The sequence below is a fragment of the Brucella oryzae genome (assembly GCF_041929965.1).
Classification (GTDB): Bacteria; Pseudomonadota; Alphaproteobacteria; order Rhizobiales; family Rhizobiaceae; genus Brucella; species Brucella oryzae.
This window is the reverse complement of record NZ_JBHEEO010000009.1, coordinates 116,214-140,363: the sequence shown is the minus strand read 5'-3', so window position 1 is coordinate 140,363 and position 24,150 is coordinate 116,214. Positions and strand designations below refer to the sequence as shown.

The following is a 24,150-nucleotide window of genomic DNA, read 5'->3' as shown; positions in this document are numbered from 1 at the left end:
TGGAAAACAGGCCGGGAGGACGACTCCCGGTCTTTTGAAGAGATTATGCCATGCTGCCACTGGAAAAGATTTTCGAGAAAGCTCGTTCCAACCCGCGCCATATCGTGCTGGCCGAAGGCGAAGACCCGCGTATCATCGATGCGGCGCTGCGTGCCGAACTCGAAGGCGTCGCCCGCATCACGCTGCTCGGTTCGCGGGATGTTATTGGCAGACAGATCGGCGGATCAAACATCGAGATCGTCGATCCCAAGACATCAGCCAGAAGTGCTGATTATGCGCAGGCTCTTTACGAACTGCGTAAGGCCAAGGGCATGACCGAAGAGCAGGCAGCAGCAATGGCAAGAACGCCGCTGGGCTTCGCCGCCTTAATGGTGCGCGCAGGCCATGCGGATGGAACGGTGGCGGGCGCGGTTTCAACCACCGCCGATGTGGTGCGCCATGCCCTGCAGATTATCGGTAAGGCCGAAGGGGCTTCGCTCGTTTCGAGCTTTTTCCTGATGCTGCTTTGCCAGTCACACCACCAGAAGAAGGGGGCATTCATCTTTGCCGATTGCGGACTGGTGGTAGAGCCGGATGCAAGCCAGCTTGCCGATATCGCCATGCAGTCGGCGGAATCCTACCGCCAACTGACTGAAAAAGACGCAGCCGTTGCCATGCTGTCCTTTTCGACGGGCGGAAGCGCGGCGCATGAGCGCGTGTCGAAAGTAGTCGAGGCGACCCGGAAAGTGCGGGCGACGCGGCCCGACCTTTGCATCGACGGCGAATTGCAGTTCGACACCGCCTTCGTGGAGGCAATCAGCCATGCGAAGTCGCCCGATTCACCGCTAAAGGGCAATGCGAATGTCTTCGTCTTTCCCAATCTGGAAGCGGCGAATATCGGCTACAAGATTGCCCAGCGCATCGGCGGTGCACAGGCCATCGGCCCTGTTCTGCAAGGCCTCGCAAAACCGGCCAACGACCTCTCACGCGGATGCAGCGCAGACGACGTCCTCCACATGATCGCAATCACGGTCAATCAGGTAATGTGAACGACATCAAACCGTTCGCGAACCGCTAAGGTTTCAGGAGCCGCACGGCGATGCCGTAAAGAAACTGTGGCAACACTGTAAATGCATAGGGCGCATAAACCCGCTCCAGCCTCTGATGATACTCGCGCCCCCATGGACCAATATTCACCACCGGATAGGAAAGCGCGTTTGGATTGGCACGGTCGATAAATTGAGCAGCCGGTGTGTTGGCCGCAATGACTTCGCTATCCATCGCATCTGGAATGTGACCAAAGAAGCTCATATCCGAAATTCCGGCAAAGATTTCGCGATACCGGATTGTTGTATCGAACTGACGTTCTGCGTCCACGCGTGCAGTTTCCAAGGCTTCTGCAAAACGCTGTTCTTCTGCTGTTTCGACCCCCATACGAACATGCGGATAAACAAGGCTCCCGAAGCCGATAATGACCGTCGGGCCTGTAATGCGCGCCTCGGCAACCATGCAATTGACGAGTTCCCGCGTAATGAGAAGCGGGTTGTCGCTGCTTGAAAGCTCAGCTTCCAATGCGGCAATCCGTTCCAGTGCCGCATCCCCCGCAATACTCCGAACTTGCTCGCGCAGCTCAGCCATGGTCAGAATTCGGCCCTTGTGATTGGCATCCGCTTCGCTGCCGACGAGCTTTGCAAAACGGTCCGCCTCGACATTGAAGTGCTTGATTGCGCGATCCAGCGCCTCCCCGACAACCGCCTTGAACCGCTGGAACAAAGCGTCGGGCGAAACGGAATGGGTCAGCCAGTTGAAGGCAATCCATGTCCGTTCCGGCGTGGTCACCTCATAGCCTCCACGGAAATCCCGTGCCTCAAGGCAGATCGGAGGCGGTGAAACTTCGCCATCGCCCGTATCGCAAAGCATTGCATTGGCTTCCACCGCCCGCATGATTTCCGATGCGATGAGGTGCGCACTGACACCTTCGAACGGATAGCTCGCATGAGAAGGTTGCCCCACCACGAAAGCAAAGGGAAGCTGCTTTCCGATGGTGCCGCGATAGATGGCGCGGCCTTCCGCACCATCACCCTGATCGCTCGTTGCATCCAGATTGATACCGGCAACGATGTCGAGGCCCCAGCGTTCGGCAAGTTCAGGCAAGGCATCGCGCAGGCTGCGCATTCCCCGCGATCCGCGCTCTTCATCAGGTGTCGCGAACAGGATCAGGTTGCCTTCGCGATCCGCCTGCTGCGAGAAATATTCGAGTGTGGCTATGCCAGCGGCAACGCCACTCTTCATGTCCAGCATGCCACGTCCGGGAATGTAGTTTCCGCTCTGGAAGTCGGCGAGCGCCTTCTCTTCGTTGGGAGCAAGCGGACGACTGGTGAGATCGGCCAGAAGCGCTTCCAGCAACGCATCCGGTTCAAAGGCCAGATGTTTCAAATCGCGGTAGTTTGCAGTTTCCACCACATCAAAGTGACCGGCCAACGCCAGTGTTCGCCGCCCGGTACCGCGGACGACCGCGATGACATTCTTGGTCATCGGTGAGCCGTGGCTATCGATGACAGCGATGTCGTCTGGATTTTTCTGGAAATAGGGAATCTCGCGCAAAAGCTCGGCAAGCTTCGGACCGAATGATGCCTCGTCCGGTGTTCCGGTCTCGCTTGGCCATTTCACCATGCGATAGGAGAGTTCTCGCACCCGTTCTGTCGGGTTCCATTGATTTGGGGATGCCACGGTCTTTCCTCGCTCAATAGTTCCCCGTCTCCGTACCTTGGGAAAGGCACAGACGGGTTCACAATCTGATCTAAACGTCGATTTACTGGTTGAGATGCTTTCGCAGGAACGCTCTCGTTCTTTCATTTTCCGGATTGGTGAAGATCACATCCGGCTTGCCTTCCTCGACGACAACGCCCTTGTCCATGAACAGAACCTTGTCTGAAACTTCGGCGGCAAAACGCATTTCGTGGGTCACGATCAACATGGTCATGTGTTCCTGTGCGAGTTGTTTCATGACCTGATTGACCTCCTCGACCAGTTCCGGATCGAGCGCGGAGGTCGCTTCGTCGAACAGCATGACTTTCGGCTGCATTGCAAGCGCACGGGCGATGGCCACACGCTGCTTCTGTCCGCCCGACAGACGCGACGGGTACATTGATGCCTTGTCGGCAAGGCCGACCTTCTTCAAAAGCGAAACTGCCAGCTCCTGCGCTTCATGTTTGCTCTTGCCCTTCAGTTTGATGGGACCAAGTGTGATATTTTCCATTACATTGAGATGCGGAAACAGATTGAAGTGCTGAAAAACCATGCCCATCTGCTGACGCACTGCGTTGATGTGCCGTTCGAAGGCTCGTCCGCTCAAAGACTGGTTGACCTGCACGCCATCCAGCAGAATCTGGCCTGAATTGACCGTTTCCAGATGGTTGATGGAGCGCAGCAACGTACTTTTACCGGAACCGGATGGGCCGATAATGGCGATGATCTGTCCACGTTCAACCGACAGATTGATACCCTTGAGAACTTCAAGCGCGCCGTAAGCCTTGTGGACATCGCGCACTTCCACCATGGGTTTGCTGTTGCTCATCGGTAAGCCTCGACTTTCTTTTCCATCCAGTGCAATCCGGCTTCCAGGATGAGATTGAGTACGTAGAAGATCACTGCGGCAGTGATGTAGAATTCAAACGGGCTATAGGTTTCACTGATTGCCTGCTGTGACGCATGCACCAGCTCTGTGATGCCGATCACCGACACGAGTGCTGTGTCCTTCAAGAGAGCAATCAGATTATTGCCCACCTGCGGCAGCGCGTTGCGGACAGCTTGCGGCACGATGATGTAGCGCAGCGTCTGGCCACTGCCGAAGCCCAACGAACGGGCGCCCTCATTCTGCCCCGGATCGACAGTCAGGATCGCGGTGCGGAAGATATCCGAATTATAGACCGCAAAATGCAAGCCAAGTCCGATGATACCAGTCCATACGGCAGGAATGTTGATGCCGATCTGCGAAAGGCCGTAATAGAGCAGGAACAGCTGTAGAAGCAGCGGCGTGCCCATGAACAGCCAAATGAAGAAACGGACGGGATAGCGCACCAGCCAGTTGCCGTAGAGAACAAGCAGGGCGAATGCGATGCCACCGAAGAAACTGACGATGGATGAGGACACAGCGATGATGAGCGTCCACCAGATGCCGGTCATCAGGAGTTCGGTATAGGGCGGGACGATGGAGAAATCGAGTTGCATGATATCACCGCCTATTTGAGTGCGTAGCGGGCTTCGAGAAAATCGACGAAGCGTGCAACGATATAGATGAGGACCATGTAGATGGCCGCGGCGATGCCGAAAATTTCAAACGGACGATAGGTCGAGCCGATGAAACGCTGGGCTGTGTAGGTCAGTTCGACTACGGAGATCGCGGAAACAAGAGCAGAGCCCTTGATCAGCATGACAGTGTTGACACCGAGCGAGCGGATCATGAGCCGGGCTGCCTGCGGCAACACCACAAAGCGCATCGACTGTCCACTGCTGAAGCCTATGGAGCGGGCGGCTTCGTTCTGACCGGCGTCAACCGTTAGAATGGCACCTCGCATAGCTTCGGCGTAATAAGCACCGATGTTGAGTCCGAGACCGATGGCACCGGCTGCAAAGGGCTCAAGATTGATGCCGATCTGCGGTCCGCCGAAATAGAGAACGAAAAGCTGCAATAGGCAGGGCGTACCGCGAAAAACACTGACATATGCTGTTCCGACAAAACGCAGCAGCCAGAAGCGCGACAGTTTTGCGGATGTTGCAAGCGCACCGACGCTCAACCCGATCAGAATGGCAAGTGCCGAGATTTCGACGGTAACCAGGGCGGCCTCCAGAAAGTATGGAAAGACCTCCGCCATCAAAGAGAAATTCATTATCTCCCCTTTCCTGTCTGCAAAACCAAGCCGGAAAGACATGCTGCCGGGACGTTCGTTTTAACTGCCGTCCCGGCATGGGGTTTCATACGGCTAGCGGATGTCGCGGCCGATCCACTTGGTGGAGATCTTCTCGTAGGTGCCGTCGGCTTTCATATCGTTCAGAGCCTTGTTGATCGCGTCCTTCAGCTCAGGATTACCCTTGCGCAGTGCAATGCCGACATTGTCGGTTCCCTGAAGTTCGGGCGTGTCGAGCTGACGAACCTTTTCGCCGCTTTCCTTGATAGCGATCAGGATTGGAATGTCATCCGATGCAATGGCATCTACACGGCCCGAACGAAGCTCAAGCAGCAGCTCGGGAATGCCCTTATAGGTACGAACGGTCCAGCCGCCCTGCTCGCGCGCCCACTTGTCGCTGGTTTCGCCAAGCGTAACGGCAATGGTCTTGCCCTGCTTCAGCTCGTCCATGGACTTGATCGCCGATGCCTCCGTCACGAAGATGCCACGGCCACCGCGGTAGTAAGGGCCTGCGAAGTCAACAGCTTTTTCACGCTCTGGCGTGATGCTCATGCTACCGACGACCACATCGAACTTGCCTGCGCGCAGCCCAGCAATGATGCCGTCGAAAGCCGTGGTTACGACAACGGGCTTCACATCAAGGCGCTTGGCGATTTCAGTGCCGATATCGACGTCGAACCCGACAACCTGGTTCTGACCGTCAACAAAACTGAATGGCGGGAAAACACCGCTCATACCGATGCGCAATTCGCCACTCTGCTTGACCTTTTCTAGATCGTTAGCATGGGCGGGAGCGAGCATCATCAGCGCGCCGACGCTAGCAGCAACGAGTGAAGACAGAAGGGTTTTCATTTCATTTTCTCCTAAGTGACCGTGACGCGATCACGGGCGATGCCCGTTCCGAGCGCCAAGTAGGCGCATCTTTCCAGATCGTCGACGCCCAACGGGCGGCGGCAAATTTCTCGGGAAAACCTATTCGAAACAGACAAGATCGTCGCGTCCCGGTTACCCAGGAGCGGGAGAAAGAAAACTCCATCGATCCACCTCCGATTTCCCCTTGCCGGTTGCATTACTGCTTATCCGGCTTGTTTGTTTTGACGCACGCTAATGGAGCAAAGGATCAACGAAAACGCCAATTCTGTATAGAAATATCCAGTAATCTGCGATAAACGCAATCAAACTGACGAAATCGTCAAATGGCGGAATTTGATGGATGATCTGGATCAACGATTAATATCGGAGCTGCGCATCAATGCCCGTGCGTCCATCCCGACACTCGCCAGTATTTTAGGCGTGGCGCGAGGCACGATTCAAAGCCGAATGGAACGCCTGATCGCATCGGGCGTCATTGCTGGCTTTACGGTTCGGTTGAAAGATCATGGTTCTACCGACATGATCCGAGGCATCATGATGATCGAGTTGACCGGGCGAAATATCAAAAGCGTGATCGCTACTTTACGCAAGAACCCCGGCTTTTCCGCCGTGAACACCACGAATGGTACATGGGATCTGATCGCCGAGATCGAAGTCCCCAACATGAATGAATTTCATCGGCTGGTAACAGGCATTCGTGCGATGGATGGGATTGCGAAGTCCGAGACACATATCTTTCTCGGACCCGCCTGAACCATTGTTGGCCTATTCCGCCGCTTCCGCCACATAACCGAACTGCATGATGGCGTCCGGCGTAGCCACGCCCGGCAGAATACGCCCGTCATCCACTGGCGTACCCATCTGGGTAGTCATCGGAATGACGCCTGCCCAGATCGGCAGAGCATAATCGGCATCGTCATCCTTCGGCGGACCGGAACGAACCTTTGCCGAGGCTTCATTCAGTTCCAATTCCAGAAGCAAGGTGGCCTTCAGCTCCTTTGCCATCATCGGGCGCAGTTCCTCCCAGCGACCAGGGAAAAGCCCGTTTACGAAACTGCGCAAGTGATGTTCCTTCGCTGCAACGTCCAACACTTTACGCGCTGTTCCAAAAGCCATGACCGAACGATAATTGCAGGAATGATGAAATGCGGATCGAGCGAGAACCAGCCCATCGAGCAGCGTGAAGCTCACACATACTTCCGCTTCGTCGCAGCTTTCCAGCATGCGGCTGGCGGATGATCCGTGCCAGTAAATGAAATTGCCTTCACGCCAGACCAGCGTTGGTGTGACATAGGGCACTCCATTGAATATATAAGCCACATGCGCCAAGGGTTGAGCATCGATGATTGCGTGCACCGTAGTTGCATCGTAGGCACCGCGCTCATGCATGCGTTTTACGCGGCTGCGTTCGGAAGGGGCTTTGGACATGGCCGATATTTCTCCTTTATATTCGGCCAAACTGGCGCCATAGTGGCTTTGAGAGAATAGCCACTTTTAACGAATATAATAATGCCAATTTCCAACACACTTCCCGAGTTCGGAATTGATCGCGCCAGCGATGTTTCGCTTACCGCACAGCTGGTTGAACAGATCAGGCAGGCGGTTTTGACTGGACGCCTGAAGCCCGATGCGAGATTGCCGTCCACTCGTGCCTTGTCACTGGAGCTGGGTCTATCCCGTACTACCGTTCTCGCAGCGTTCGACCAGCTGATTTCCGAAGGTTATCTGGAGGGACGGCAAGGTTCCGGCACCCATATCGCGGCAGAGCTTCCCGACACCAGCCTGACCGTCGGCCAGCCGCCCCTCCATGCGATAACCCAGTCACAGTCAAATCGAAAGGAAACCAAACCTTTTCGGCTCGGTGTGTTTGATAGTGATAATTTTCCACACAACCAGTGGGGTAAACTGCTCGGGCGCATCTGGCGCGTTCCATCCTATGCTCTATTGAACAATGAGGACGCGTTCGGCTTTCATCCGTTGCGGATATCATTGGCCCGTCATCTGCATGAGTGGCGCGGCATGATGGTATCGCCGGAACAGATCATCATTACCGGGGGTAGCGCCGACGCTTTATCCCTCATCCGAGAAGCCCTGTTTGCACCGGGTGACAGGCTGTGGATGGAAGAACCTGGATATCCCCCCGCACGCAAAATCCTTGGCACCAACGGCCTCGACATAGTAGCCGTTCCCGTCGATTCTGGGGGACTCGATGTTTCGGTCGGGCGAGATAAAGCCATTGATGCGCGTGGTGCGTTCGTCACACCGGCGCGACATCACCCGACAGGCGTAACCATGACTTTGGGGCGTCGTTTGGAGTTGATTGCCTGGGCAAAAGAGCACGATGCATTCATCGTCGAGGACGATTATGACAGCGAGCACCGTTATATCGGCCAGCCTCTGCCAGCACTCATGTCCCTTGATCCAGAACGTATTCTTTATATTGGAAGCTTCTCCAAGGTCTTCTCGCCACTCTTGCGACTAGGTTTTCTGATTGTACCGTCGCATATGGTCGATCAGTTCAGAGCACTACGACAAACTCTGTTCCCAGCGCCATCGCCCTTGGCCCAGCCAGCATTGGCCAGTTTTATCGAAACGGGAGCCTTTGCACAGCACATCCGGCGTATGCGCCGTATACATGCATCACGCCGCCGCAGGTTAATTACAGCGCTCGCGCCCGGAGAGCCGAAACTATTCCGCATTGAAGCTCCTCCTGCCGGGCTATCACTGCTTTTGGCTTTGCCAGACGGACAGGCCGATACACGCCTTGCAACTATTCTCGCGGAGACCGGGATTGAAGTTCAATCGCTATCCTCGCTCTATACGAAACTCGCTCCACGTCAGGGGCTTATCCTCGGTTTTTCAGGATTTGATGAAACCGCATTGGAGAATTCTGCAACAGCACTGATAAAAACTCTCGAACAATCGAATTAGAGAATGTGCATTAGCAATTTCGTAAACTTTGGATTCAGCATTTCCCGGTAAGCTTTGATTAGCAATTAGCTCGGGAGGAGCGTTGCAGCCCATTTGTTTTGCGTTACGGGTGCTCATGCGTTCTTCGATTGTATCAGTCATTGCTCTTGCCTGCGCCGCTTTGACGGGCTGTACGTCAAGTTCCGGCATCGACAGCATTATGCTTCAGTCAAATACCTCAGCTGAGACAACGAGTTCGGTCGCTCGACCGGTTCCACCCGCTCCCTTGAGCGAAATGGCGAGCGCACCGCAGCCGATGCCCGTAGCCGAGCGGGAAGAAGTCTTGGCTTGGGCAGGCCCCATACCTGATGCAGGTCCGTTCAAGGCTGAGCCGCCAGCCCCCATTACGCCGCAACCGCAGCCACAAGAGCGCCCACAGGCGCGCATCTCGGTTCCGAAGCCGGAGGTTGCAGCCTATCCACCGGTACGCCTTACACCTCAAAAACGCTCGAAGATCTATAGCCACCGTTTCCGCGATGCAAAACCGATCAATTTTGGGCGTACTTCGCCACGCAAGCTGGCCGTACATGGCGTGGACGTATCTCGCTGGCAAGGCGATATTGACTGGGTGAAACTGCGCACGCAAGGCGCAAACTTCGCCTATATCAAGGCAACCGATGGCGGTGACCATCTCGACCCGATGTTCCGCAAGAACTGGCGCGAGGCGAAAGCCGCAGGCATAAAACGCGGCGCATACCATTTCTTCTACTGGTGTCGCGTAGCGAGCCAGCAGGCCGACTGGTTTATCCGTAACGTTCCCAAGGATGCCGATGCGCTTCCACCTGTCATCGATGTTGAATGGAACGGCGATTCTTCTTGCAAGCGGCGGCCTTCTCCGGCGCAGGTTAGGGAAAAGATGCAGGTCTTCATGGACAAGCTCGAGCAGCATTACGGCAAGCGGCCAATCATCTATACCGCGCCGGATTTCTACGACGACAATCTGAAAGGCGCCTTCGCCAACTATCCATTCTGGCTGCGTGCCGTCGCCCAGCATCCGTCAAAGGTCTATCCAGGGCGCCCGTGGACTTTCTGGCAGTATTCAGGCTCAGGATTATCGCAGGGCGTGAACGGAAAAATCGATCTGAACGTCTTTCACGGTTCAGAAGACGATTGGCACAGATGGCTGGCGCGCGCGGCTAGCTAGAGCGCATTAAAAAAATCGATAGAGCATTTCCAACAATTCAAATTAAACCGGAAATGCTCTAATCGCCGCAAAACTGGCCAGAGGCCAGTACGGATGTTATGAGATCATATCAGGGATAACCGAAGCTTTGCCTCGAAACCCGGCATGCAACATCGCCGTGCCGGGCCATTTGCTGTCCGCATGGCGTTACCATGAAAGGGAATGGCAAATATGGACACCCGGTTATTTGTGCTGGCGTTGGCAACCTTCGTCACTGGCACTGCTGAGAATATTATCGTCGGAATTCTTCCGGGCGTTGCACCCAGCTTGAATGTCTCTGTCAGCATCGCCGGACAGCTGACGTCAATCTTCTCGATTACTTTCGCTTTAACCGCACCATTGGCGCTCATCATCACGACGCGGTTTGAGCGCAAAGTCATTCTGGTCTTCGCCTTGGGTGTTTTCATTGCAAGCAATATCATCGCAAGCATCAGCCCCAACTATCTCATCCTGTTTGCAGCTCGCATGTGCATGGCTGCTGCAAGCGCGGTCGTTTGTCTGATTGCTACGATGCTGGCCACGGAACTGGTCGTCCCCACAATGCGTGGACGCGCCATCGGGATCATATTCATGGGGATCAGCGGGTCGATGGTGGCCGGTGTCCCCACAGGAATGATCATCAGCCAATGGCTCGGATGGCGTGCGGTTTTTCTGTGCCTGGCATTAACGGCGGCCGTGGTTCTCCTCCTGGCATCACGTTCACTACCACAGACTGGACGTAACCTGGGCGGCTTGCCGCCTTACATGCCGCATCTGAAATCCAACCGATTGTTGTCAGCACAACTCGTTTCCATCCTGATGATCGGTGGACATTTCGTATTGTTTGCCTATCTTTCACCCTACCTCCTGGAAGTGATCCACATCTCCTCACACAAGGTTATCTGGGCAATGGCCGCTTTCGGCATAGCTGGAATGACAGGCGGATATCTCGGCGGCTTGCTCGTCGACAAACTATCGCCGCGGCTAGCTATTGTGCTGACGCCACTCTTCTATCTGACGTCGTTGGCGGCAGTATCACTTGTAATTGAATCAAGCACCATTTTCGGCGCGGTGCTGATGGTATGGGCCTGCGTCAGCTGGATGATTTCACCTGTCGTTCAGAGTTTTCTCATCGCGACTGATCCCGCAACGGCAGATGCCGGTGTCGGGATCAATCTATCCGCCATGCATATAGGCGCAGCGCTTGGCACAGCTACGGGTGGGCTTGCATTGCAATACTTTTCCTTGCAGGCCTTGCCATGGTTCGGATGTATTCTGGCGGCGCTGTCCTTGCTTTTCGCTCTTAACGCTTCCCGATATTTTCCAGATCGTAGGGCGTCGATTGATACATTTCGTTGATCCAGTTTCCGAACAGAAGATGCGCGTGGCTACGCCAGCGGTTTTCCGGCTGGCGCGTTGCGTCGTCTCCGGGGAAATAATTCGCCGGGATCTTTGTTTCAGGCCGGGCCTGAATGTCCCGGAAATATTCATCCGCAAGCGAGGTGGTGTCGTATTCAACGTGATTGAACATGTGCAATGAGCGGTGGCGCGGATCATCAAGCAGGCAAAGCCCTGTCTCGGGACTATCGACCAGCACTTTCAGATCGCTGCTGGCCGGAATATCGCTCTTGCGCACTTCGGTCCAGCGCGAAACCGGAATTTTGAAATCATCGGAAAAGCCGCGGAGATAAGGTGATGATGGCGCGAGGTTGCGCTGGCTATAGACACCCGACGCCTTGCCCGGCAGTTCGTACTTGCCCATGCCATGGAAGTGATGAACAGCAGCTTGCGCAGCCCAGCAGATGTTTAGCGTCCGGTGCACATGGGTCTGTGTCCAGTCGAACACTCGCTGCATTTCGTCCCAATAGGTGACTTCCTCAAACTCAAGTCGTTCGACCGGAGCACCGGTGATGACAAAACCGTCAAAGCGTTGGTCCTGCACATCTTCCCACGGCTGGTAAAAGGACAGCATGTGATCGGCAGGCGTGTGGCGCGCCACATGGTTGGTGATACGAACAAGGGTCAGTTCCACCTGCAACGGCGTTGCTCCAAGAAGTCGCGCAATCTGCGTCTCGGTCGTGACCTTGTTCGGCATCAGGTTGAGCAGGCCAATCTTCAGCGGGCGAATATCCTGACGAACGGCATCTGCTTCGCGCATGACCATAACGCCCTCGGCCTCGAGAACACTGGTTGCTGGCAAATCGTCAGGAATTTTAATCGGCATGTCGCGTCGGTCCCTAGTTTATGTTAGAGCGAACGCGAGTGGCTTTGTCCGTATATTTGCCGGCTAGGCCACATCCTCTCTTTACGGAGAGTACCACCTTGCCCGGAGAGGCAGGTTGGCGTTGGGCGTCGCCCCAACTCTTGATGTGATGTCACTTCTACTCAAACTCTTTCGGAGTGGCAATAGGGTTTGAGTGTCACCTTAAAGTGTATGAGAAATTTCCGTTTCACGGAACTAGGCGGTTCGCGGATTTTCCGCTCCCAAACGCACCGAATTTGGAATGAACGCCCTTTAAATGCGTTCGATTACAGCTTTCAAGGCACTTACATGCTCAGCCGATGTCCGAAATGACTGTTCTGCGGCAAAACCGAAGGCGATAGCACGTAAATCCTTCTCTTCGACCGCGACGCGGCATGAAGCATGAACTTCTGTCACGCCAGTTGCCTTGACTATTCGCCCCACATTCTCAGCCTTGACGCCGCTACCGGGCATGATGCTTATGCGCCCGTCGGCCATTTCAGCCAGCAGCTGCAGCTTATCCAGCCCTTCTTCCGCAGTTTGAGACAAGCCAGACGTCAAGATGCGTTCGAATCCGAGCCCGATTGCCTGCTGCAATGCTGTCTGTATGTTGGGAACCAGATCGAAGGCACGATGCAGCGTCGTTCCAAGACCTCTTGCCTCTGCAACCAGTCTTTTCAACATAACGATATTGAGTGAACCATCGTCCAGGGAAGCGCCAATAACGACGCCAGCCAAACCAGCACTTCTGGCGTTGCCTATGTCGGACACCATTATCGCTTCATCTTCAGTCGAAAAGGAGAAGTTGCCCGCGCGCGGTCTGATCATTGCGTAAATCGGGATTGGCGCTTTCGAGGCAAGTTCCATCAATCCCTGCGAGGGCGTCAAGCCACCCAGTTCAAGCGCAGAACAGAGCTCAATACGATCAGCACCGCCCTCAATTGCCAACCGTAACCCTTCGGCGCTATCCACGCAGACTTCGAGTAACACACTCACGTTTGATGCCCCGATATTGCTGCCCCGACCAAACCGCCGTCGCTGCCGAATATACCGGGAACGACTAAAGGCAAGTCTGTTTTCCGCAGGATTCGTGCCCTGACCGCCTCATCAAGTGCCGAGATCAGCTCGGACGCGGTGGCAAGCCCGCCGCCTACCGGTATGATCGACGCACCGGTTATGTTGACGACGGCAGCAAGAGGATCGGCAACCAGCTGGAGATAGGCGGTAATTGTCCGTCTCGCATCCGGTTTGCCTTCCAGCCATCCCTGCAGGACCGTGTGGCTACTTGCATCGATACTATTCAGGAACTGATGCAGCTTTTCGATCCCGCGCGCACCGCCAATCGTATCGACACAACCGCTTTGGCCGCAGCCGCAATCGAAGCGAGGGACCGTCACTGTTTGTCCGTCTATTTCTACACAAGTGCTGAGGATTGGGCCATGCCCCCATTCGCCGGTCAAGCCGCCCTTACCTCGAACCAATCGACCATCGACAACAAGCCCACCGCCGACACCTGTGCCCAGGACTGCGCAGAAGACGATCTCATGCCCCTTACCAGCACCTTCGATAGCCTCGGCAAGCGCCAGACAATCGGCGTCATTGACGGCGACCACCTGTCGCCGCAATCGGCCGCCGAGTTCAAGGCTTAATCTGTGACCAATAATGCATGGGATGTTCGCAGAGAAAGCGGTACTTGTATCCGGATCAACCAATCCAGCGATGGAAAGTGCAAGTGGTCCCGCCTCGTTCGATGCATGCGTTCGCAATGCTGTTTCCAACGCATCGCTAAATTCTTCCCAATTATTCGCCGGGGTAGGTAGCTTTTCAAGAAGTTCGATATGTCCAGGATATGTCGAGCGCGCCAGCCGAATGAAGGATCCCCCAACATCAGCGGCGAAAACTGTTCCAGCCGGTTGAGACTGACGCGTCCTTCTATCATGCATAATCGATCTTCCACCGATACGTTTCGATGTTCCATCCAATCATCGCAAATGTACCGGCAGTCAATCGGAAGACATAATCTATCCTAAGGTTTCGGCGCAACAAGCGAGATGTTCACGCCTTGCGGGTCTTTGCACTGAACAACCCATTCGCCGTTTGGCACTTCCATAGGCTCTTGCAGAATGGTTCCGCCGAGAGACTTGACCCTGCCGGCAGCATCATTCACGCCATCCACCATGAAATAGAAGCCCCAGCCGACGCGAGTACCGGGCGGTGCAGTCATGATACCGCCGTGATCGGCGCCGTCGACACTGAACACCTTGTAGTTTCCCATCGGCCCCATGTCGAAGTTGCGCGAGAGCTTCCAGCCGAAGACTTTCTCGTAGAAGGGAAATACCGTCTCGCAGTTTTGGGCGTAGAGTTCGTGCCAGCCCGGATGTCCCGGTTTGCGCGAACCGAAGTCAGCCGGAAGCGGCATATCGTCTTTCGGCTCAAAGAGTGCAAAGACACCACCTTGTGGGTCCGATACAATCGCGAACCGTCCGATGTCGGGGATATCCTGCGCGGCCCTTAGAATTTTGCCGCCTTCGGCCTCGACTTTCCGGGCATAATCATCAGCATTTGCCACACCGACATAACCAATCCACCCGGGTTCACCTCCACAGTCCTCCGTTGGCATGTCCGCCATCGATATCATGCCTGCAATCATGCAGCCCGGCACTTCAAACAGCGTATACTTCATGCCGGGAACACCAGCGTCTTTCGCCGTCCAACCGACGACTTTCGTATAAAAGTCCTCCGCATTGTCGGCATCTGTTGTCATAAGTTCGTACCAGACGAACGGAGAAGAGCCGTTTTTCATTGAAAGTACTCCCTTGGATCTATTTTTGTGATCGGGTGATCAGCCACAACAACTGTGCTTGGAAACCTGTGCCTCATATTCGTCATGCCGCTTGACGAAATGCATCGTACCATTTTCATTACGCCCCTTCGGCGCTCGATCGAGGATCATCAACGTACCGATCCATTCTTCGATGCCACGGGCATAGCTGGAATAGGTGTGATAAATCGCACCACTTTCATCCTTGTAGAAAGCACTCATGCCGGGCAGTTCATCGAAAGCATCTTCTGCAGCCAGTTTGTCGAAATTATAGAAAACGCGATCGTTCTCGAGCTCATCCTTCGTAAAGGAGACGTGGTAATCAAAATTGAAATCACTGCCTTCTGACGAAACCCACGGGAAATGCCAACCCATCCGCTTCTTGTAAGCTTGCAGCTTTGCCAGCGGTCCGCGCGAAACGGCAACAAGCGTGACATCGTGATTGTTGAGATGCGCCACCGCGCCATCAAAATTATCGGCGAGGAACGAACATCCTGTGCAACCTTGATCCCAGTCGGGTCCGAACATGAAATGATAAATAAGTAACTGGCTGCGCCCATCGAACAGATCGGAAAGCGTTTTCCGTCCCGAAGGCGTATCGAATGTATAATTCTCATCGACCTTCACCCACGGTAGAGCCTGCCGCTCACGATTGACCTTATCGCGCAGATGGGTGGATTCTTTCTCACTTGCCAGAAGCGCGCGCCGCGCCTCAAGCCAAACTTCTCGGGATACGACCTCATTCATGGTGCAAGTCCTCCTCCGGCTTATGCTCCCTGTCCATGCCCAGATATCAATGTTCCCGCTTGACGATTTACATTGATATCAATATTAATAAATCATGTCAAATAGCCTCGATGTACCTTTTGAAACAACACTTCTGGTTCGGGATACCTGCCTTTGTTTGCATGTTCAGCGCGCCGCACGTGCCCTCGCCCGCCGCTTTGACGACGCTCTGCGTCCAACCGGACTGACCAACGGCCAATTCTCGCTGATGATGTCGCTGAATCGCCCAGCACCACCGCCAATGAAGCCTGTGGCAGAACTGCTGGCGATGGATCAGACCACTTTGACAGCGGCCTTGAAGCCGTTGCAGCGGCAAGGTTGGATTGAGATCGTCGTCAACCCGAATGACAGACGTGAGCGATTATTGCAGCTCACACAGGAGGGAAAAGCAGCTCTTGCTGCAGCTGTGCCTATATGGAAGGCTACCCATGCGGAAATCGAGAAGCAACTCATAAGCGGCAATGGCGATGAAATACGCCACAACTTGTTGGTTCTGTCCTCTGTCTGATGGTAAAAGTCGACCTAATTGCGGCCTTGCATAACCACTTGTTTTTTCTTCTTTTTAACTTTGCACTTAGAAAGTTGTAACTGGTCTATCCCAAACCCTGGCAATCCCTTCACGATGATCTGTGATAAAAATTTGAAAGTCATAAATATCGGAACGGATGGCATGGATACACGAGATGCAGGCATAAACTATGTCAAAAGCCCTGTTCACGACGAGCCAGCTGGCTACATACTAAAAAAAGCAGGCGGAAGATAATGAGCGAAATGCGTGAACCCCATATCGTTGTTGTTGGTGCCGGTTTTGGTGGATTGCAACTGATTCACGACCTTAGAAACGTCAATGTGCAGATCACATTGATAGATCAACGCAATCATCACTTGTTCCAGCCCCTTTTATATCAGGTTGCAACAACCATCCTTGCCACATCAGAGATTGCCTGGCCGATCCGGCATCTGTTCAGGGATCGCAAGGAGGTGACAACGCTGCTCGGTACAGTTACCGATGTCGATACCGAACGCCGTCAGGTGCAACTCGAAGACGGCACTGAAATTTCATACGACACGCTGGTACTCGCCACAGGAGCGCGTCACGCCTATTTCGGCAACGATCAATGGGAAGCGCTAGCGCCCGGACTGAAAGCCCTCGAAGACGCCACCACTATTCGCCGCCGTCTGCTTCTCGCCTTCGAGCGAGCCGAACGCGAAACAGATGAAGCGAGACAGCAGGCGCTGCTGACATTTGCCATAGTAGGTGGAGGGCCAACCGGTGTGGAACTTGCTGGCATTATTGCAGAGCTTGCCAAACAGACTATATGGCCCGAGTTCCGTAATATAGACACGCGGCAAACACGCGTGATGCTACTCGAAGCAGGTCCACGCATTCTGGCGGCCTTTCCAGAGGATCTGTCCGATTACGCATTGAAGGCGCTCGAGAAACTGGGCGTGGAAGTGCGGCTCGGGATACCGGTCAAGGACATCACAGCCGAGGGCGTAACCGTCGGTGAGGAGTTTATTCCCTGCCGAACGGCAATCTGGGCGGCGGGCGTTGCCGCCTCGCCTGCCGCGACCTGGCTGAACGCAGAAAGCGACCGCGCCGGGCGTGTAAAGGTGCTGTCCAATCTCAACATACCCGGTCATGACGATATTTTCGTCATCGGCGACACGGCATGGGTGGAAGGACCGGACGGTAAACCAGTTCCGGGCATAGCGCCTGCTGCCAAACAGCAAGGCGCCTATGTTGCCAAGGTCATTAAAAGCCGAATTGATGGAAAGACACCGCCGATGCCATTCCGTTATAAACACCAGGGCAATCTCGCGACTATCGGCAGAGGCGCTGCTGTCGTTGATATGGGACGCTTCAAGCTCAAGGGGATCATCGCTTGGTGGTTTTGGGGTATCGCGCACATCTTCTTCCTCATTGGAACGAGAAGTCGTGCAGCTGTCGCCTGGAGTTGGCTGTGGACATATATCTCCGGGCAGCACAGCGCCCGACTGATAACGCAGGGCAAACCTGTCGAGCGCTAAATGCAAGATGGCCCGCCGGAGCGGGCCGTCTTTCTTTCAATCCAGAGGTGAATTATTCGGCAGGTTCCAGCTGTGGAACAATATCCGTAATAAGAGGCGCTCCATTCATTGCTGCAGCGAGCTTGTCAGTATCGAGTTCGTTTTCCCAACGAGCCACGACGATGGTTGCCACCGCATTGCCAACGAGATTGGTCAGAGCCCGGCATTCCGACATGAAACGGTCGATACCAAGGATCAAGGCCATACCCGCTACTGGAACGGCTGGCACGACAGACAATGTGGCGGCCAGCGTGATGAAACCTGCACCCGTGATGCCGGCAGCACCCTTGGAACTGAGCATCGCCACCAGCAAAAGCAGAATCTGATCACTCAGTGACAGTGGAATATCCGTCGCCTGCGCTATGAAAAGTGCGGCCAGCGTCATGTAAATATTGGTGCCGTCGAGATTGAACGAGTAACCGGTTGGAATGACGAGGCCGACAACTGAACGCTTGCAGCCCGCCTTCTCCATCTTATCCATAAGCGCGGGAAGCGCCGCTTCTGAAGATGACGTCCCCAGAACCAGAAGCAACTCTTCCTTGATATAACGAATAAGCGCAATGATCGAGAAACCATTGTAACGAGCGACCGCTCCCAGAACAACAAGCACAAATAACAGCGAGGTGAAATAAAATGTGCCGATCAGGAGCGCAAGATTGGCAATCGAACCAATGCCATACTTACCGATGGTGAATGCCATGGCACCAAACGCACCGATCGGAGCAGCTTTCATGAGGATCGCAACCAGTTTGAAAACAGGTGCGGTCAGAACATGAAGAAAATCGGTGACAGGCTTGCCCTTGTCGCCGACCAGAGCCAGCGCGATACCGAACAGGACCGAGAAAAACAGCACCTGTAGAATGTCGCCGTCCGCGAATGCACCGACAATCGTCGTCGGGATGATGTTGCTGAGAAAGCCAGTGATGCTCTGCTCATGTGCCTTGGCGGCGTAGTTCGCAACCGCTTTCGGATCGAGCGAAGCCGGATCGATATGCATTCCAGCCCCCGGTTGCACAACATTCGCAACGATTAGCCCGATGATCAGGGCAAGCGTCGAGAATGTCAGGAAGTAGATCATTGCCTTGCCAGCAACGCGACCGACCTTCTTCATATCGGTCATTCCGGCAATACCGGTAGCGACGGTCAGGAAAATAACAGGCGCGATAATCATCTTCACGAGTTTGATGAACGCATCGCCAAGCGGCTTCAGCTGCGTGCCTAGTTCTGGATAAAAATGGCCAAGCAGAATACCGGCAGCAATGGCCACCAATACCTGCACATAAAGATGCTTGTAAAAAGGGATTGGGCTGCGCGGCTCGGCGGCCGCACCTGTCGACACTGCAATCATGATGTCCTCCGTGTGGCCCAGCATGGAACTTCGTCCAACCTCCCGAGCCTTTCAGTCTCAAACTCCAGCGGATCGAGCCGCTGTTGACGGTATTGATTGCAATGTCCGTGCCAGTTCGCTGAAATTTACATAACATATTGTTTTTATTATATTTATTACTGGATACGGTAATTAAATCTGAAAAAATGTGCGGTTATCCGCACAATCCTGTTCCTAATGTGTGTGAATTAATGCACAATAGGATGATGAGTTTAGACCCTTCAACCGCGGACATCCACGCCCACTCCACACACTCCAACCGCCGGACCTGGGCGTTGTTTGGATTGTTTTGGGCTGTAGCTTTCGCGCTTGCTTTCTGGGTTGTCGGCGATATAGCGCGAGACAAAGCCGTCCTCGCACTGAGCGAACAGGCAAGGATCGATGCGAACCTCAACACTGCTTTGTTGCGCGCCGTTCTCGACAAGCAGCGTGCGCTGCCTCTGGTGCTATCCAAGGATGAGGCGCTGGAAACGGCGCTACAGGACAAAACATCCGCAACGATCAATCCGTTGAACGAAAAACTCGAAACGCTGGCTGAAGGCACGCAGGCAGCTGTCATCTACCTTGTGGGCATGGATGGCATTGCTATTGCTGCCAGCAACTGGCGCGGACCAGTCAGCTTTGTCGGCAACGATTATAAGTTTCGTCCCTATTTTCACGATGCATTGAAGAATGGTGCTGCTGAATATTTCGCGCTCGGCAATGTCAGCAATCGCCCCGGTCTATATATATCCCGTCGCATCGATGGCCCGACCGGTCCGCTCGGCGTGATCGTCGTCAAACTGGAATTTGACCGCCTAGAGAGTGACTGGAACAATGCCGGGCGACCGACCTTCGTAACGGATGAGCGCAATATCGTACTGATCACAAGCCTGCCTTCGTGGCGCTTCATGACCATTGGTTCAATCGGCCAGGAACAGCTTCAATCCATCCATGACAGCCTCCAGTTCGGTGATGCTTCCTTGGGTCCTTTACCACTGTCGGTGAAATCGATTGATGGCGACGATGTTCTGCTCATTGATGCGTTGTTGCCCGGTAATGCCCGTAATACCGATTTTCTTGCTATCCGTTCGGCTGTACCGTCCACCCCTTGGCAGATGTACAGTCTTGCGCCAATTCGCCCGCAAATTCCTGCGGCCATACGGGAAGCCCGTTTGTTCGCTTTCATCGCCCTGGCAGCTGCTGCGATGGTCGGCGGACTGCTTTTGAGGCGCAGACAAAAGATCGTGGCACGCATTGCCGATGCCCGTCGTACGCAGGCAGAACTGGAAGAACGCGTTGAAGAACGCACCCGCGATCTCAGTTTGGCACGCGACAGACTGCAAGCCGAGATCAGCGATCACCGCCGCACCGAAACAATGCTGCAAGGTGTGCAACAAGATCTCGTTCATGCCAACCGGCTTGCCATTATGGGACAAGTGGCGGCGGGGGTAGCTCATGAAATCAACCAGCCGGTTGCAACCATTCGTGCCTATGCAGACAACGCAAAAACTTTCATCGAAAGGAAACGCCTTTCAGACGCAGCTGAAAACCTCAACGAAATCGCCTTGCTGACAGATCGTATCGGCACAATCACAGGTGATCTGAAAGCACTCGCGAGAAAAGGCCGCTCTCCCTCCGAACCGATTTCGCTCCGTCAAGTCATTTCAGGCGCACTCGTATTGTTACGAAGCCGTTTTTCCGGACGTATGGACCAACTCGACATCGAGTTACCACCGTCTGACATTCGGGTAGTCGGCCACTCGATCAGGTTGGAGCAGGTTTTCATAAATTTGTTCCAGAATGCGCTGGAAGCGCTTGATTCAAAAAAGAGTAATGGGCGTATAGAAGTTCGCACTCACGAAAGCGACAGCAAGGTCATCATAACAGTCTCCGATAACGGACCGGGTATGCCACAACATATTCGCGACAATCTGTTTTCTCCCTTCAACACATCAAAGGAAAAAGGGCTCGGCCTCGGCCTTGTGATTGTCAAGGAGATCGTCACCGACTATGGCGGAACCATATCCGCGGAAAGCAGCACCATGGGCACGTCGTTCCGCATTGAACTGAGAAAAGCATGATGGATAAGTCACCGTCGGTCATTCTTGTCGATGACGACAAGGCGCTTCGCCGAGCCACCCGCCAGACCCTTGAACTTGCGGGTTTCGACGTTGCTGATTTTTCAAACGCCCAAGATGCTTTGAATAGTGTTACGTCCGAGTATGAGGGCATCATCGTTACCGATGTGCGGATGCCACAGATCGATGGTCTCCAGTTTTTTGTTCGGATCAAAGCGATTGACCCAGACCTGCCTGTAATCCTGATTACTGGTCACGGTGATATTCCAATGGCCGTGCAGGCCATTCAGAACGGCGCATATGATTTCATTGCCAAGCCGTTCGCAGCCGACAGGCTCGTCCACAGCATCCGCCGCGCTTGGGAAAAGCGACAGCTGATCCTTGAAAACCGCGCGCTGCGTGAAGCCGCCGATAATGTAGAAGGCGAGCTGCCGCTGATTGGACAGACACCTGCGATGGAAAATCTGCGCAGAACTTTGCGCGATATAGCTGACACGGATGTCGATGTTCTGGTGGCAGGCGAAACTGGGAGTGGCAAGGAAGTCGTGGCGCAGTTGCTGCATGATTGGAGCCGTCGCCGCAAAGGCAATTTTGTGGCGCTAAATTGTGGAGCATTGCCCGAAACGGTGATTGAAAGCGAATTATTCGGCCACGAAGCAGGCGCGTTCACCGGAGCCCAGAAAAAACGGCTAGGGCGTATCGAACATGCAAGTGGTGGCACGCTGTTTCTGGATGAAATTGAAAGCATGCCTGCAGCTACACAGGTGAAACTGCTGCGCGTCCTCGAAATGCGAGAAATCACTCCACTCGGTACGAATGAGGTTCGCCCGATTGATCTGCGCGTCGTGGCGGCCGCGAAGATCGATCTTGGCGATCGCGTCCAGAGAGGTGACTTCCGTGAAGATCTATATTACCGGCTGAATGTGGTCACTCTTTCCATCCCCCCGCTTAGAGAAAGGCGGGACGACATTCCATTGCTTTTCGCACATTTTCTGACGCGGGCTTCAAGGCGCTTCAGCCGCGATATGCCGGTAATCGATGCCGCCACACACCGCCATCTAATGAACCACAACTGGCCAGGGAATGTTCGCGAACTGGCGCATTTCGCCGACCGCGTGGCGCTTGGCGTTGCCAAGCCGGCACATTCGTCACAGCCAATGGCTAGCGATCTAGAACCCCTCCCCAAACGGCTCGAGCGCTATGAAGAAAGCCTTATCCGCGAAACGCTTGCTGCCCACAATGGCAATGTTCAGGAAACAATCGAGGCGCTCGGCATTCCGCGAAAGACCTTTTACGATAAGATGCAGCGCCATGGCATTAATCGTGCCGACTATCGCGCCAATAGTGATTGAAGTTCATATGCCATCTGTCTGGGAGGACGATGATGACCTTGAAACTCTACCTTCATCCCTTCTCATCGTACTGCCAGAAAGCGATAACAGCCTTCTATGAAAAGGATATAGCCTTCGAAGCAAAAATACTCGACGGTACTGAACCGATAGCGAGCGAGTTCGCTGCACTTTGGCCTTTCGGTAAATTTCCAGTTCTAACGGACAGCGGAAAACTGATATTTGAAGCGACAGGTATCATCGAGTATCTCGAAGCCGCCTACCCCCAGACCAAGCAATTGATCCCGTCGGATCCTATTGTCGGTGCGGATGTGCGAATGTGGGATCGGTTCTTCGATAACTACATAAATTATCCGCAACAACGTCTTGTTTATATTGCGCTTGGTCGTGAACATGACGACGGCGGCAATCGCTGGCGAGCGGCGTTCGATACAGCCTACACATTTCTGGACCGGCATATGGATGGACGCGAGTGGGTCTCTGGCGATGATTTCAGCCTTGCCGATTGCGCTGCTGCACCATCCCTGCTCTATGCAGATTGGACCTATGCCATACCAAAAAAATTCACCAACGTTTGGGCCTACCGCAAACGTCTGCTTGCGCGACCGAGTTATGCCCGTGCGCTCGACGAGGCACGACCGTTTCGTCAGCTATTTCCATTGGGAGCACCTGAAGAAGGTAGAGACTGACACCCACCTCGATCTGACTCACGATGAGTGCCAGCAGTAGCTCTTGTCGATCTGAAGCTCGATTACAAGGAAGACAATTAGGATGTCGTCCTCAACGTCACCAATCTGTTCGACAAGAACCATGTCGCAGATGTCAGGATATTTATATTTGCAGCTCTGGTGAAGGGCGCAAAGCGCTCTTGAAAATTACACTGGCTGATCTTAATGCAAAATATCGCAGGATGCCGCAGCCCCAGTACTATTTCGAAGTTGCCTACAGAGTTTGCATGAACTCATGCAAGACGACGGCCTGATTATGCTCTACGTCCTTCGCGCCGTATAGCAGCGTCAGTCGGCCACCCCTTGCCTTGGCAGTGGCGATCAAATCCTTCAGCGCTTGCTTGTTTCCCTCCAGTTCCTCGCGATACTTTTTTTGAAAATCATTCCATTTTTCGGGATCATGGCCGAACCATTTACGAAGATCGGTCGATGGTGCAATATCTTTGGCCCAAAGATCTACATCCGCTTTTTCCTTCGTCATACCGCGCGGCCAAACACGGTCTACAAGCACACGGTAACCATCGTCTGGTGAAGGAGCCTCATAAATGCGCTTCAAGTCGATTGTTGTCATAGGAACCGCTTCTCAATGCTTACTGACACATATGGCGGCAGGAAAGGGTTCGGCAAGGTCATTTCCAAGCTTTGCAAACGAAGAAAAAGGCCGCTGCAAATCCGACGCCTTATGTCTGAGAGGCAACGGACAGACAGATCCGGAAATCGGGACTCCATCGACTCCGGCCTCCGATTGACTACCGCCCGCAAGGTGACACATACCAACGCAAGTGAAATCTTGTGATGAACGATCCATCAGGCGGA

General features: G+C 54.1%; 23 protein-coding genes and 1 riboswitch. Of the genes, 10 read left to right on the top strand and 13 right to left on the bottom strand.

Annotated elements, in window-relative coordinates:
- The first annotated feature begins 50 nt into the window (after positions 1-50).
- On the top strand, positions 51-1,028 hold the full coding sequence (gene pta / locus JNC70_RS12110; protein WP_104754494.1) for a phosphate acetyltransferase: 978 nt from the start codon (positions 51-53) through the stop codon (positions 1,026-1,028).
- A gap of 25 nt (positions 1,029-1,053) precedes the next feature.
- Here the strand turns inward: pta and JNC70_RS12105 are convergent, their stop codons facing one another.
- The 5 genes from JNC70_RS12105 to JNC70_RS12085 all read right to left on the bottom strand — a co-directional run bounded on the left by JNC70_RS12105 (position 1,054) and on the right by JNC70_RS12085 (position 5,738).
- Positions 1,054-2,652, bottom strand: a complete 1,599-nt coding sequence (locus JNC70_RS12105) for a M20/M25/M40 family metallo-hydrolase (protein ID WP_104754493.1) — start codon at positions 2,650-2,652, stop codon at positions 1,054-1,056.
- Between the two features lie 139 nt (positions 2,653-2,791).
- Positions 2,792-3,556 carry an amino acid ABC transporter ATP-binding protein gene (locus JNC70_RS12100; RefSeq protein ID WP_104754492.1) on the bottom strand — a complete coding sequence of 255 codons (765 nt, stop codon included), beginning with the start codon at positions 3,554-3,556 and terminating at the stop codon, positions 2,792-2,794.
- Positions 3,553-4,209: an amino acid ABC transporter permease gene (locus tag JNC70_RS12095; RefSeq protein ID WP_010658696.1), complete on the bottom strand. Its 657-nt coding sequence runs from the start codon at positions 4,207-4,209 to the stop codon at positions 3,553-3,555. Before JNC70_RS12095 ends, JNC70_RS12100 begins: the two co-directional genes overlap by 4 nt.
- Positions 4,210-4,220: 11 nt before the next feature.
- Positions 4,221-4,868: an amino acid ABC transporter permease gene (locus JNC70_RS12090; RefSeq protein WP_061347902.1), complete on the bottom strand. Its 648-nt coding sequence runs from the start codon at positions 4,866-4,868 to the stop codon at positions 4,221-4,223.
- 93 nt (positions 4,869-4,961) lie between these two features.
- Positions 4,962-5,738, bottom strand: a complete 777-nt coding sequence (locus tag JNC70_RS12085) for an ABC transporter substrate-binding protein (RefSeq protein WP_104754491.1) — start codon at positions 5,736-5,738, stop codon at positions 4,962-4,964.
- Between the two features lie 357 nt (positions 5,739-6,095).
- Here JNC70_RS12085 and JNC70_RS12080 point away from each other — a divergent pair, with 357 nt between their 5' ends.
- Positions 6,096-6,512, top strand: coding sequence for an Lrp/AsnC family transcriptional regulator (locus tag JNC70_RS12080; RefSeq protein ID WP_006471741.1), 417 nt, complete (start codon positions 6,096-6,098; stop codon positions 6,510-6,512).
- A gap of 12 nt (positions 6,513-6,524) precedes the next feature.
- On the opposite strand, the gene JNC70_RS12075 is transcribed toward JNC70_RS12080, so the two are convergent.
- Entirely contained in the window at positions 6,525-7,187 is a 663-nt protein-coding gene (locus tag JNC70_RS12075) for a pyridoxamine 5'-phosphate oxidase family protein (RefSeq protein ID WP_104754490.1), read from the bottom strand.
- A gap of 81 nt (positions 7,188-7,268) precedes the next feature.
- Between JNC70_RS12075 and pdxR the strand changes: the two genes are divergently transcribed.
- The 3 genes from pdxR to JNC70_RS12060 all read left to right on the top strand — a co-directional run bounded on the left by pdxR (position 7,269) and on the right by JNC70_RS12060 (position 11,250).
- Entirely contained in the window at positions 7,269-8,690 is a 1,422-nt protein-coding gene (pdxR, locus tag JNC70_RS12070; protein ID WP_104754489.1) for a MocR-like pyridoxine biosynthesis transcription factor PdxR, read from the top strand.
- 115 nt (positions 8,691-8,805) lie between these two features.
- Positions 8,806-9,873, top strand: coding sequence for a glycoside hydrolase family 25 protein (locus JNC70_RS12065; RefSeq protein WP_104754488.1), 1,068 nt, complete (start codon positions 8,806-8,808; stop codon positions 9,871-9,873).
- A 201-nt stretch (positions 9,874-10,074) separates the two neighbouring features.
- Positions 10,075-11,250, top strand: a complete 1,176-nt coding sequence (locus JNC70_RS12060) for an MFS transporter (RefSeq protein ID WP_245414721.1) — start codon at positions 10,075-10,077, stop codon at positions 11,248-11,250.
- Here JNC70_RS12060 and metA read toward each other — a convergent pair.
- The 5 genes from metA to JNC70_RS12035 all read right to left on the bottom strand — a co-directional run bounded on the left by metA (position 11,195) and on the right by JNC70_RS12035 (position 15,701).
- Positions 11,195-12,115 (bottom strand): homoserine O-acetyltransferase MetA, encoded by a 921-nt coding sequence (gene metA, locus JNC70_RS12055; protein ID WP_104754487.1) that lies wholly within the window; start codon positions 12,113-12,115, stop codon positions 11,195-11,197. The genes JNC70_RS12060 and metA overlap by 56 nt on opposite strands.
- A gap of 42 nt (positions 12,116-12,157) precedes the next feature.
- A riboswitch (SAM-I-IV-variant riboswitch) is annotated at positions 12,158-12,267 on the bottom strand.
- A 139-nt stretch (positions 12,268-12,406) separates the two neighbouring features.
- The gene (locus JNC70_RS12050) at positions 12,407-13,129 is read right to left on the bottom strand and encodes a copper homeostasis protein CutC (RefSeq protein ID WP_104754486.1); all 723 of its coding nucleotides are present in this window, start codon (positions 13,127-13,129) and stop codon (positions 12,407-12,409) included.
- On the bottom strand, positions 13,126-14,076 hold the full coding sequence (locus tag JNC70_RS12045; protein ID WP_104754485.1) for an ROK family protein: 951 nt from the start codon (positions 14,074-14,076) through the stop codon (positions 13,126-13,128). The genes JNC70_RS12050 and JNC70_RS12045 overlap by 4 nt, the downstream gene beginning before the upstream one ends.
- Positions 14,077-14,159: 83 nt before the next feature.
- Entirely contained in the window at positions 14,160-14,936 is a 777-nt protein-coding gene (locus tag JNC70_RS12040) for a VOC family protein (RefSeq protein ID WP_104754484.1), read from the bottom strand.
- Positions 14,937-14,975: 39 nt separating this feature from the next.
- Positions 14,976-15,701: a DUF899 domain-containing protein gene (locus JNC70_RS12035; RefSeq protein ID WP_104754483.1), complete on the bottom strand. Its 726-nt coding sequence runs from the start codon at positions 15,699-15,701 to the stop codon at positions 14,976-14,978.
- A 94-nt stretch (positions 15,702-15,795) separates the two neighbouring features.
- Between JNC70_RS12035 and JNC70_RS12030 the strand changes: the two genes are divergently transcribed.
- Together JNC70_RS12030 and JNC70_RS12025 are read left to right on the top strand one after the other, a co-directional pair.
- On the top strand, positions 15,796-16,248 hold the full coding sequence (locus tag JNC70_RS12030; protein WP_104754482.1) for a MarR family winged helix-turn-helix transcriptional regulator: 453 nt from the start codon (positions 15,796-15,798) through the stop codon (positions 16,246-16,248).
- Between the two features lie 263 nt (positions 16,249-16,511).
- Positions 16,512-17,771, top strand: a complete 1,260-nt coding sequence (locus JNC70_RS12025) for an NAD(P)/FAD-dependent oxidoreductase (protein ID WP_167394023.1) — start codon at positions 16,512-16,514, stop codon at positions 17,769-17,771.
- 52 nt (positions 17,772-17,823) lie between these two features.
- On the opposite strand, the gene JNC70_RS12020 is transcribed toward JNC70_RS12025, so the two are convergent.
- Positions 17,824-19,158 carry a dicarboxylate/amino acid:cation symporter gene (locus tag JNC70_RS12020; RefSeq protein WP_104754602.1) on the bottom strand — a complete coding sequence of 445 codons (1,335 nt, stop codon included), beginning with the start codon at positions 19,156-19,158 and terminating at the stop codon, positions 17,824-17,826.
- A gap of 230 nt (positions 19,159-19,388) precedes the next feature.
- On the opposite strand from JNC70_RS12020, the gene JNC70_RS12015 reads away from it, so the two are divergent.
- The 3 genes from JNC70_RS12015 to JNC70_RS12005 are packed head-to-tail and all read left to right on the top strand — an operon-like array spanning position 19,389 to position 23,295.
- Positions 19,389-21,260 carry a sensor histidine kinase gene (locus JNC70_RS12015; protein WP_374788595.1) on the top strand — a complete coding sequence of 624 codons (1,872 nt, stop codon included), beginning with the start codon at positions 19,389-19,391 and terminating at the stop codon, positions 21,258-21,260.
- Positions 21,260-22,609 carry a sigma-54-dependent transcriptional regulator gene (locus tag JNC70_RS12010; protein ID WP_208623431.1) on the top strand — a complete coding sequence of 450 codons (1,350 nt, stop codon included), beginning with the start codon at positions 21,260-21,262 and terminating at the stop codon, positions 22,607-22,609. The genes JNC70_RS12015 and JNC70_RS12010 overlap by 1 nt, the downstream gene beginning before the upstream one ends.
- Positions 22,610-22,641: 32 nt before the next feature.
- Complete coding sequence (locus JNC70_RS12005; protein WP_104754479.1) at positions 22,642-23,295, top strand: glutathione S-transferase family protein; 654 nt, start codon at positions 22,642-22,644, stop codon at positions 23,293-23,295.
- A 253-nt stretch (positions 23,296-23,548) separates the two neighbouring features.
- Here JNC70_RS12005 and JNC70_RS12000 read toward each other — a convergent pair whose 3' ends face one another.
- Positions 23,549-23,905: a DUF488 domain-containing protein gene (locus JNC70_RS12000; protein ID WP_104754478.1), complete on the bottom strand. Its 357-nt coding sequence runs from the start codon at positions 23,903-23,905 to the stop codon at positions 23,549-23,551.
- Positions 23,906-24,150 lie beyond the last annotated feature (245 nt).

Excerpts from the sequence above, each read along its gene's own strand:
- pta (WP_104754494.1), top strand. The coding sequence starts at position 51 with ATGCTGCCACTGGAAAAGATTTTCGAGAAAGCTCGTTCCAACCCGCGC.
- JNC70_RS12075 (WP_104754490.1), bottom strand. The coding sequence starts at position 7,187 with ATGTCCAAAGCCCCTTCCGAACGCAGCCGCGTAAAACGCATGCATGAG.
- JNC70_RS12045 (WP_104754485.1), bottom strand. The coding sequence starts at position 14,076 with ATGCATGATAGAAGGACGCGTCAGTCTCAACCGGCTGGAACAGTTTTC.
- JNC70_RS12095 (WP_010658696.1), bottom strand. The coding sequence starts at position 4,209 with ATGCAACTCGATTTCTCCATCGTCCCGCCCTATACCGAACTCCTGATG.
- JNC70_RS12065 (WP_104754488.1), top strand. The coding sequence starts at position 8,806 with ATGCGTTCTTCGATTGTATCAGTCATTGCTCTTGCCTGCGCCGCTTTG.
- JNC70_RS12010 (WP_208623431.1), top strand. The coding sequence starts at position 21,260 with ATGGATAAGTCACCGTCGGTCATTCTTGTCGATGACGACAAGGCGCTT.
- JNC70_RS12000 (WP_104754478.1), bottom strand. The coding sequence starts at position 23,905 with ATGACAACAATCGACTTGAAGCGCATTTATGAGGCTCCTTCACCAGAC.
- JNC70_RS12015 (WP_374788595.1), top strand. The coding sequence starts at position 19,389 with ATGCACAATAGGATGATGAGTTTAGACCCTTCAACCGCGGACATCCAC.
- JNC70_RS12035 (WP_104754483.1), bottom strand. The coding sequence starts at position 15,701 with ATGAATGAGGTCGTATCCCGAGAAGTTTGGCTTGAGGCGCGGCGCGCG.
- JNC70_RS12090 (WP_061347902.1), bottom strand. The coding sequence starts at position 4,868 with ATGAATTTCTCTTTGATGGCGGAGGTCTTTCCATACTTTCTGGAGGCC.
- metA (WP_104754487.1), bottom strand. The coding sequence starts at position 12,115 with ATGCCGATTAAAATTCCTGACGATTTGCCAGCAACCAGTGTTCTCGAG.
- JNC70_RS12085 (WP_104754491.1), bottom strand. The coding sequence starts at position 5,738 with ATGAAAACCCTTCTGTCTTCACTCGTTGCTGCTAGCGTCGGCGCGCTG.
- JNC70_RS12030 (WP_104754482.1), top strand. The coding sequence starts at position 15,796 with ATGTCAAATAGCCTCGATGTACCTTTTGAAACAACACTTCTGGTTCGG.
- JNC70_RS12080 (WP_006471741.1), top strand. The coding sequence starts at position 6,096 with ATGGATGATCTGGATCAACGATTAATATCGGAGCTGCGCATCAATGCC.
- pdxR (WP_104754489.1), top strand. The coding sequence starts at position 7,269 with ATGCCAATTTCCAACACACTTCCCGAGTTCGGAATTGATCGCGCCAGC.
- JNC70_RS12020 (WP_104754602.1), bottom strand. The coding sequence starts at position 19,158 with ATGATTGCAGTGTCGACAGGTGCGGCCGCCGAGCCGCGCAGCCCAATC.
- JNC70_RS12100 (WP_104754492.1), bottom strand. The coding sequence starts at position 3,556 with ATGAGCAACAGCAAACCCATGGTGGAAGTGCGCGATGTCCACAAGGCT.
- JNC70_RS12105 (WP_104754493.1), bottom strand. The coding sequence starts at position 2,652 with ATGGTGAAATGGCCAAGCGAGACCGGAACACCGGACGAGGCATCATTC.
- JNC70_RS12025 (WP_167394023.1), top strand. The coding sequence starts at position 16,512 with ATGCGTGAACCCCATATCGTTGTTGTTGGTGCCGGTTTTGGTGGATTG.
- JNC70_RS12005 (WP_104754479.1), top strand. The coding sequence starts at position 22,642 with ATGACCTTGAAACTCTACCTTCATCCCTTCTCATCGTACTGCCAGAAA.
- JNC70_RS12060 (WP_245414721.1), top strand. The coding sequence starts at position 10,075 with ATGGCAAATATGGACACCCGGTTATTTGTGCTGGCGTTGGCAACCTTC.
- JNC70_RS12040 (WP_104754484.1), bottom strand. The coding sequence starts at position 14,936 with ATGAAAAACGGCTCTTCTCCGTTCGTCTGGTACGAACTTATGACAACA.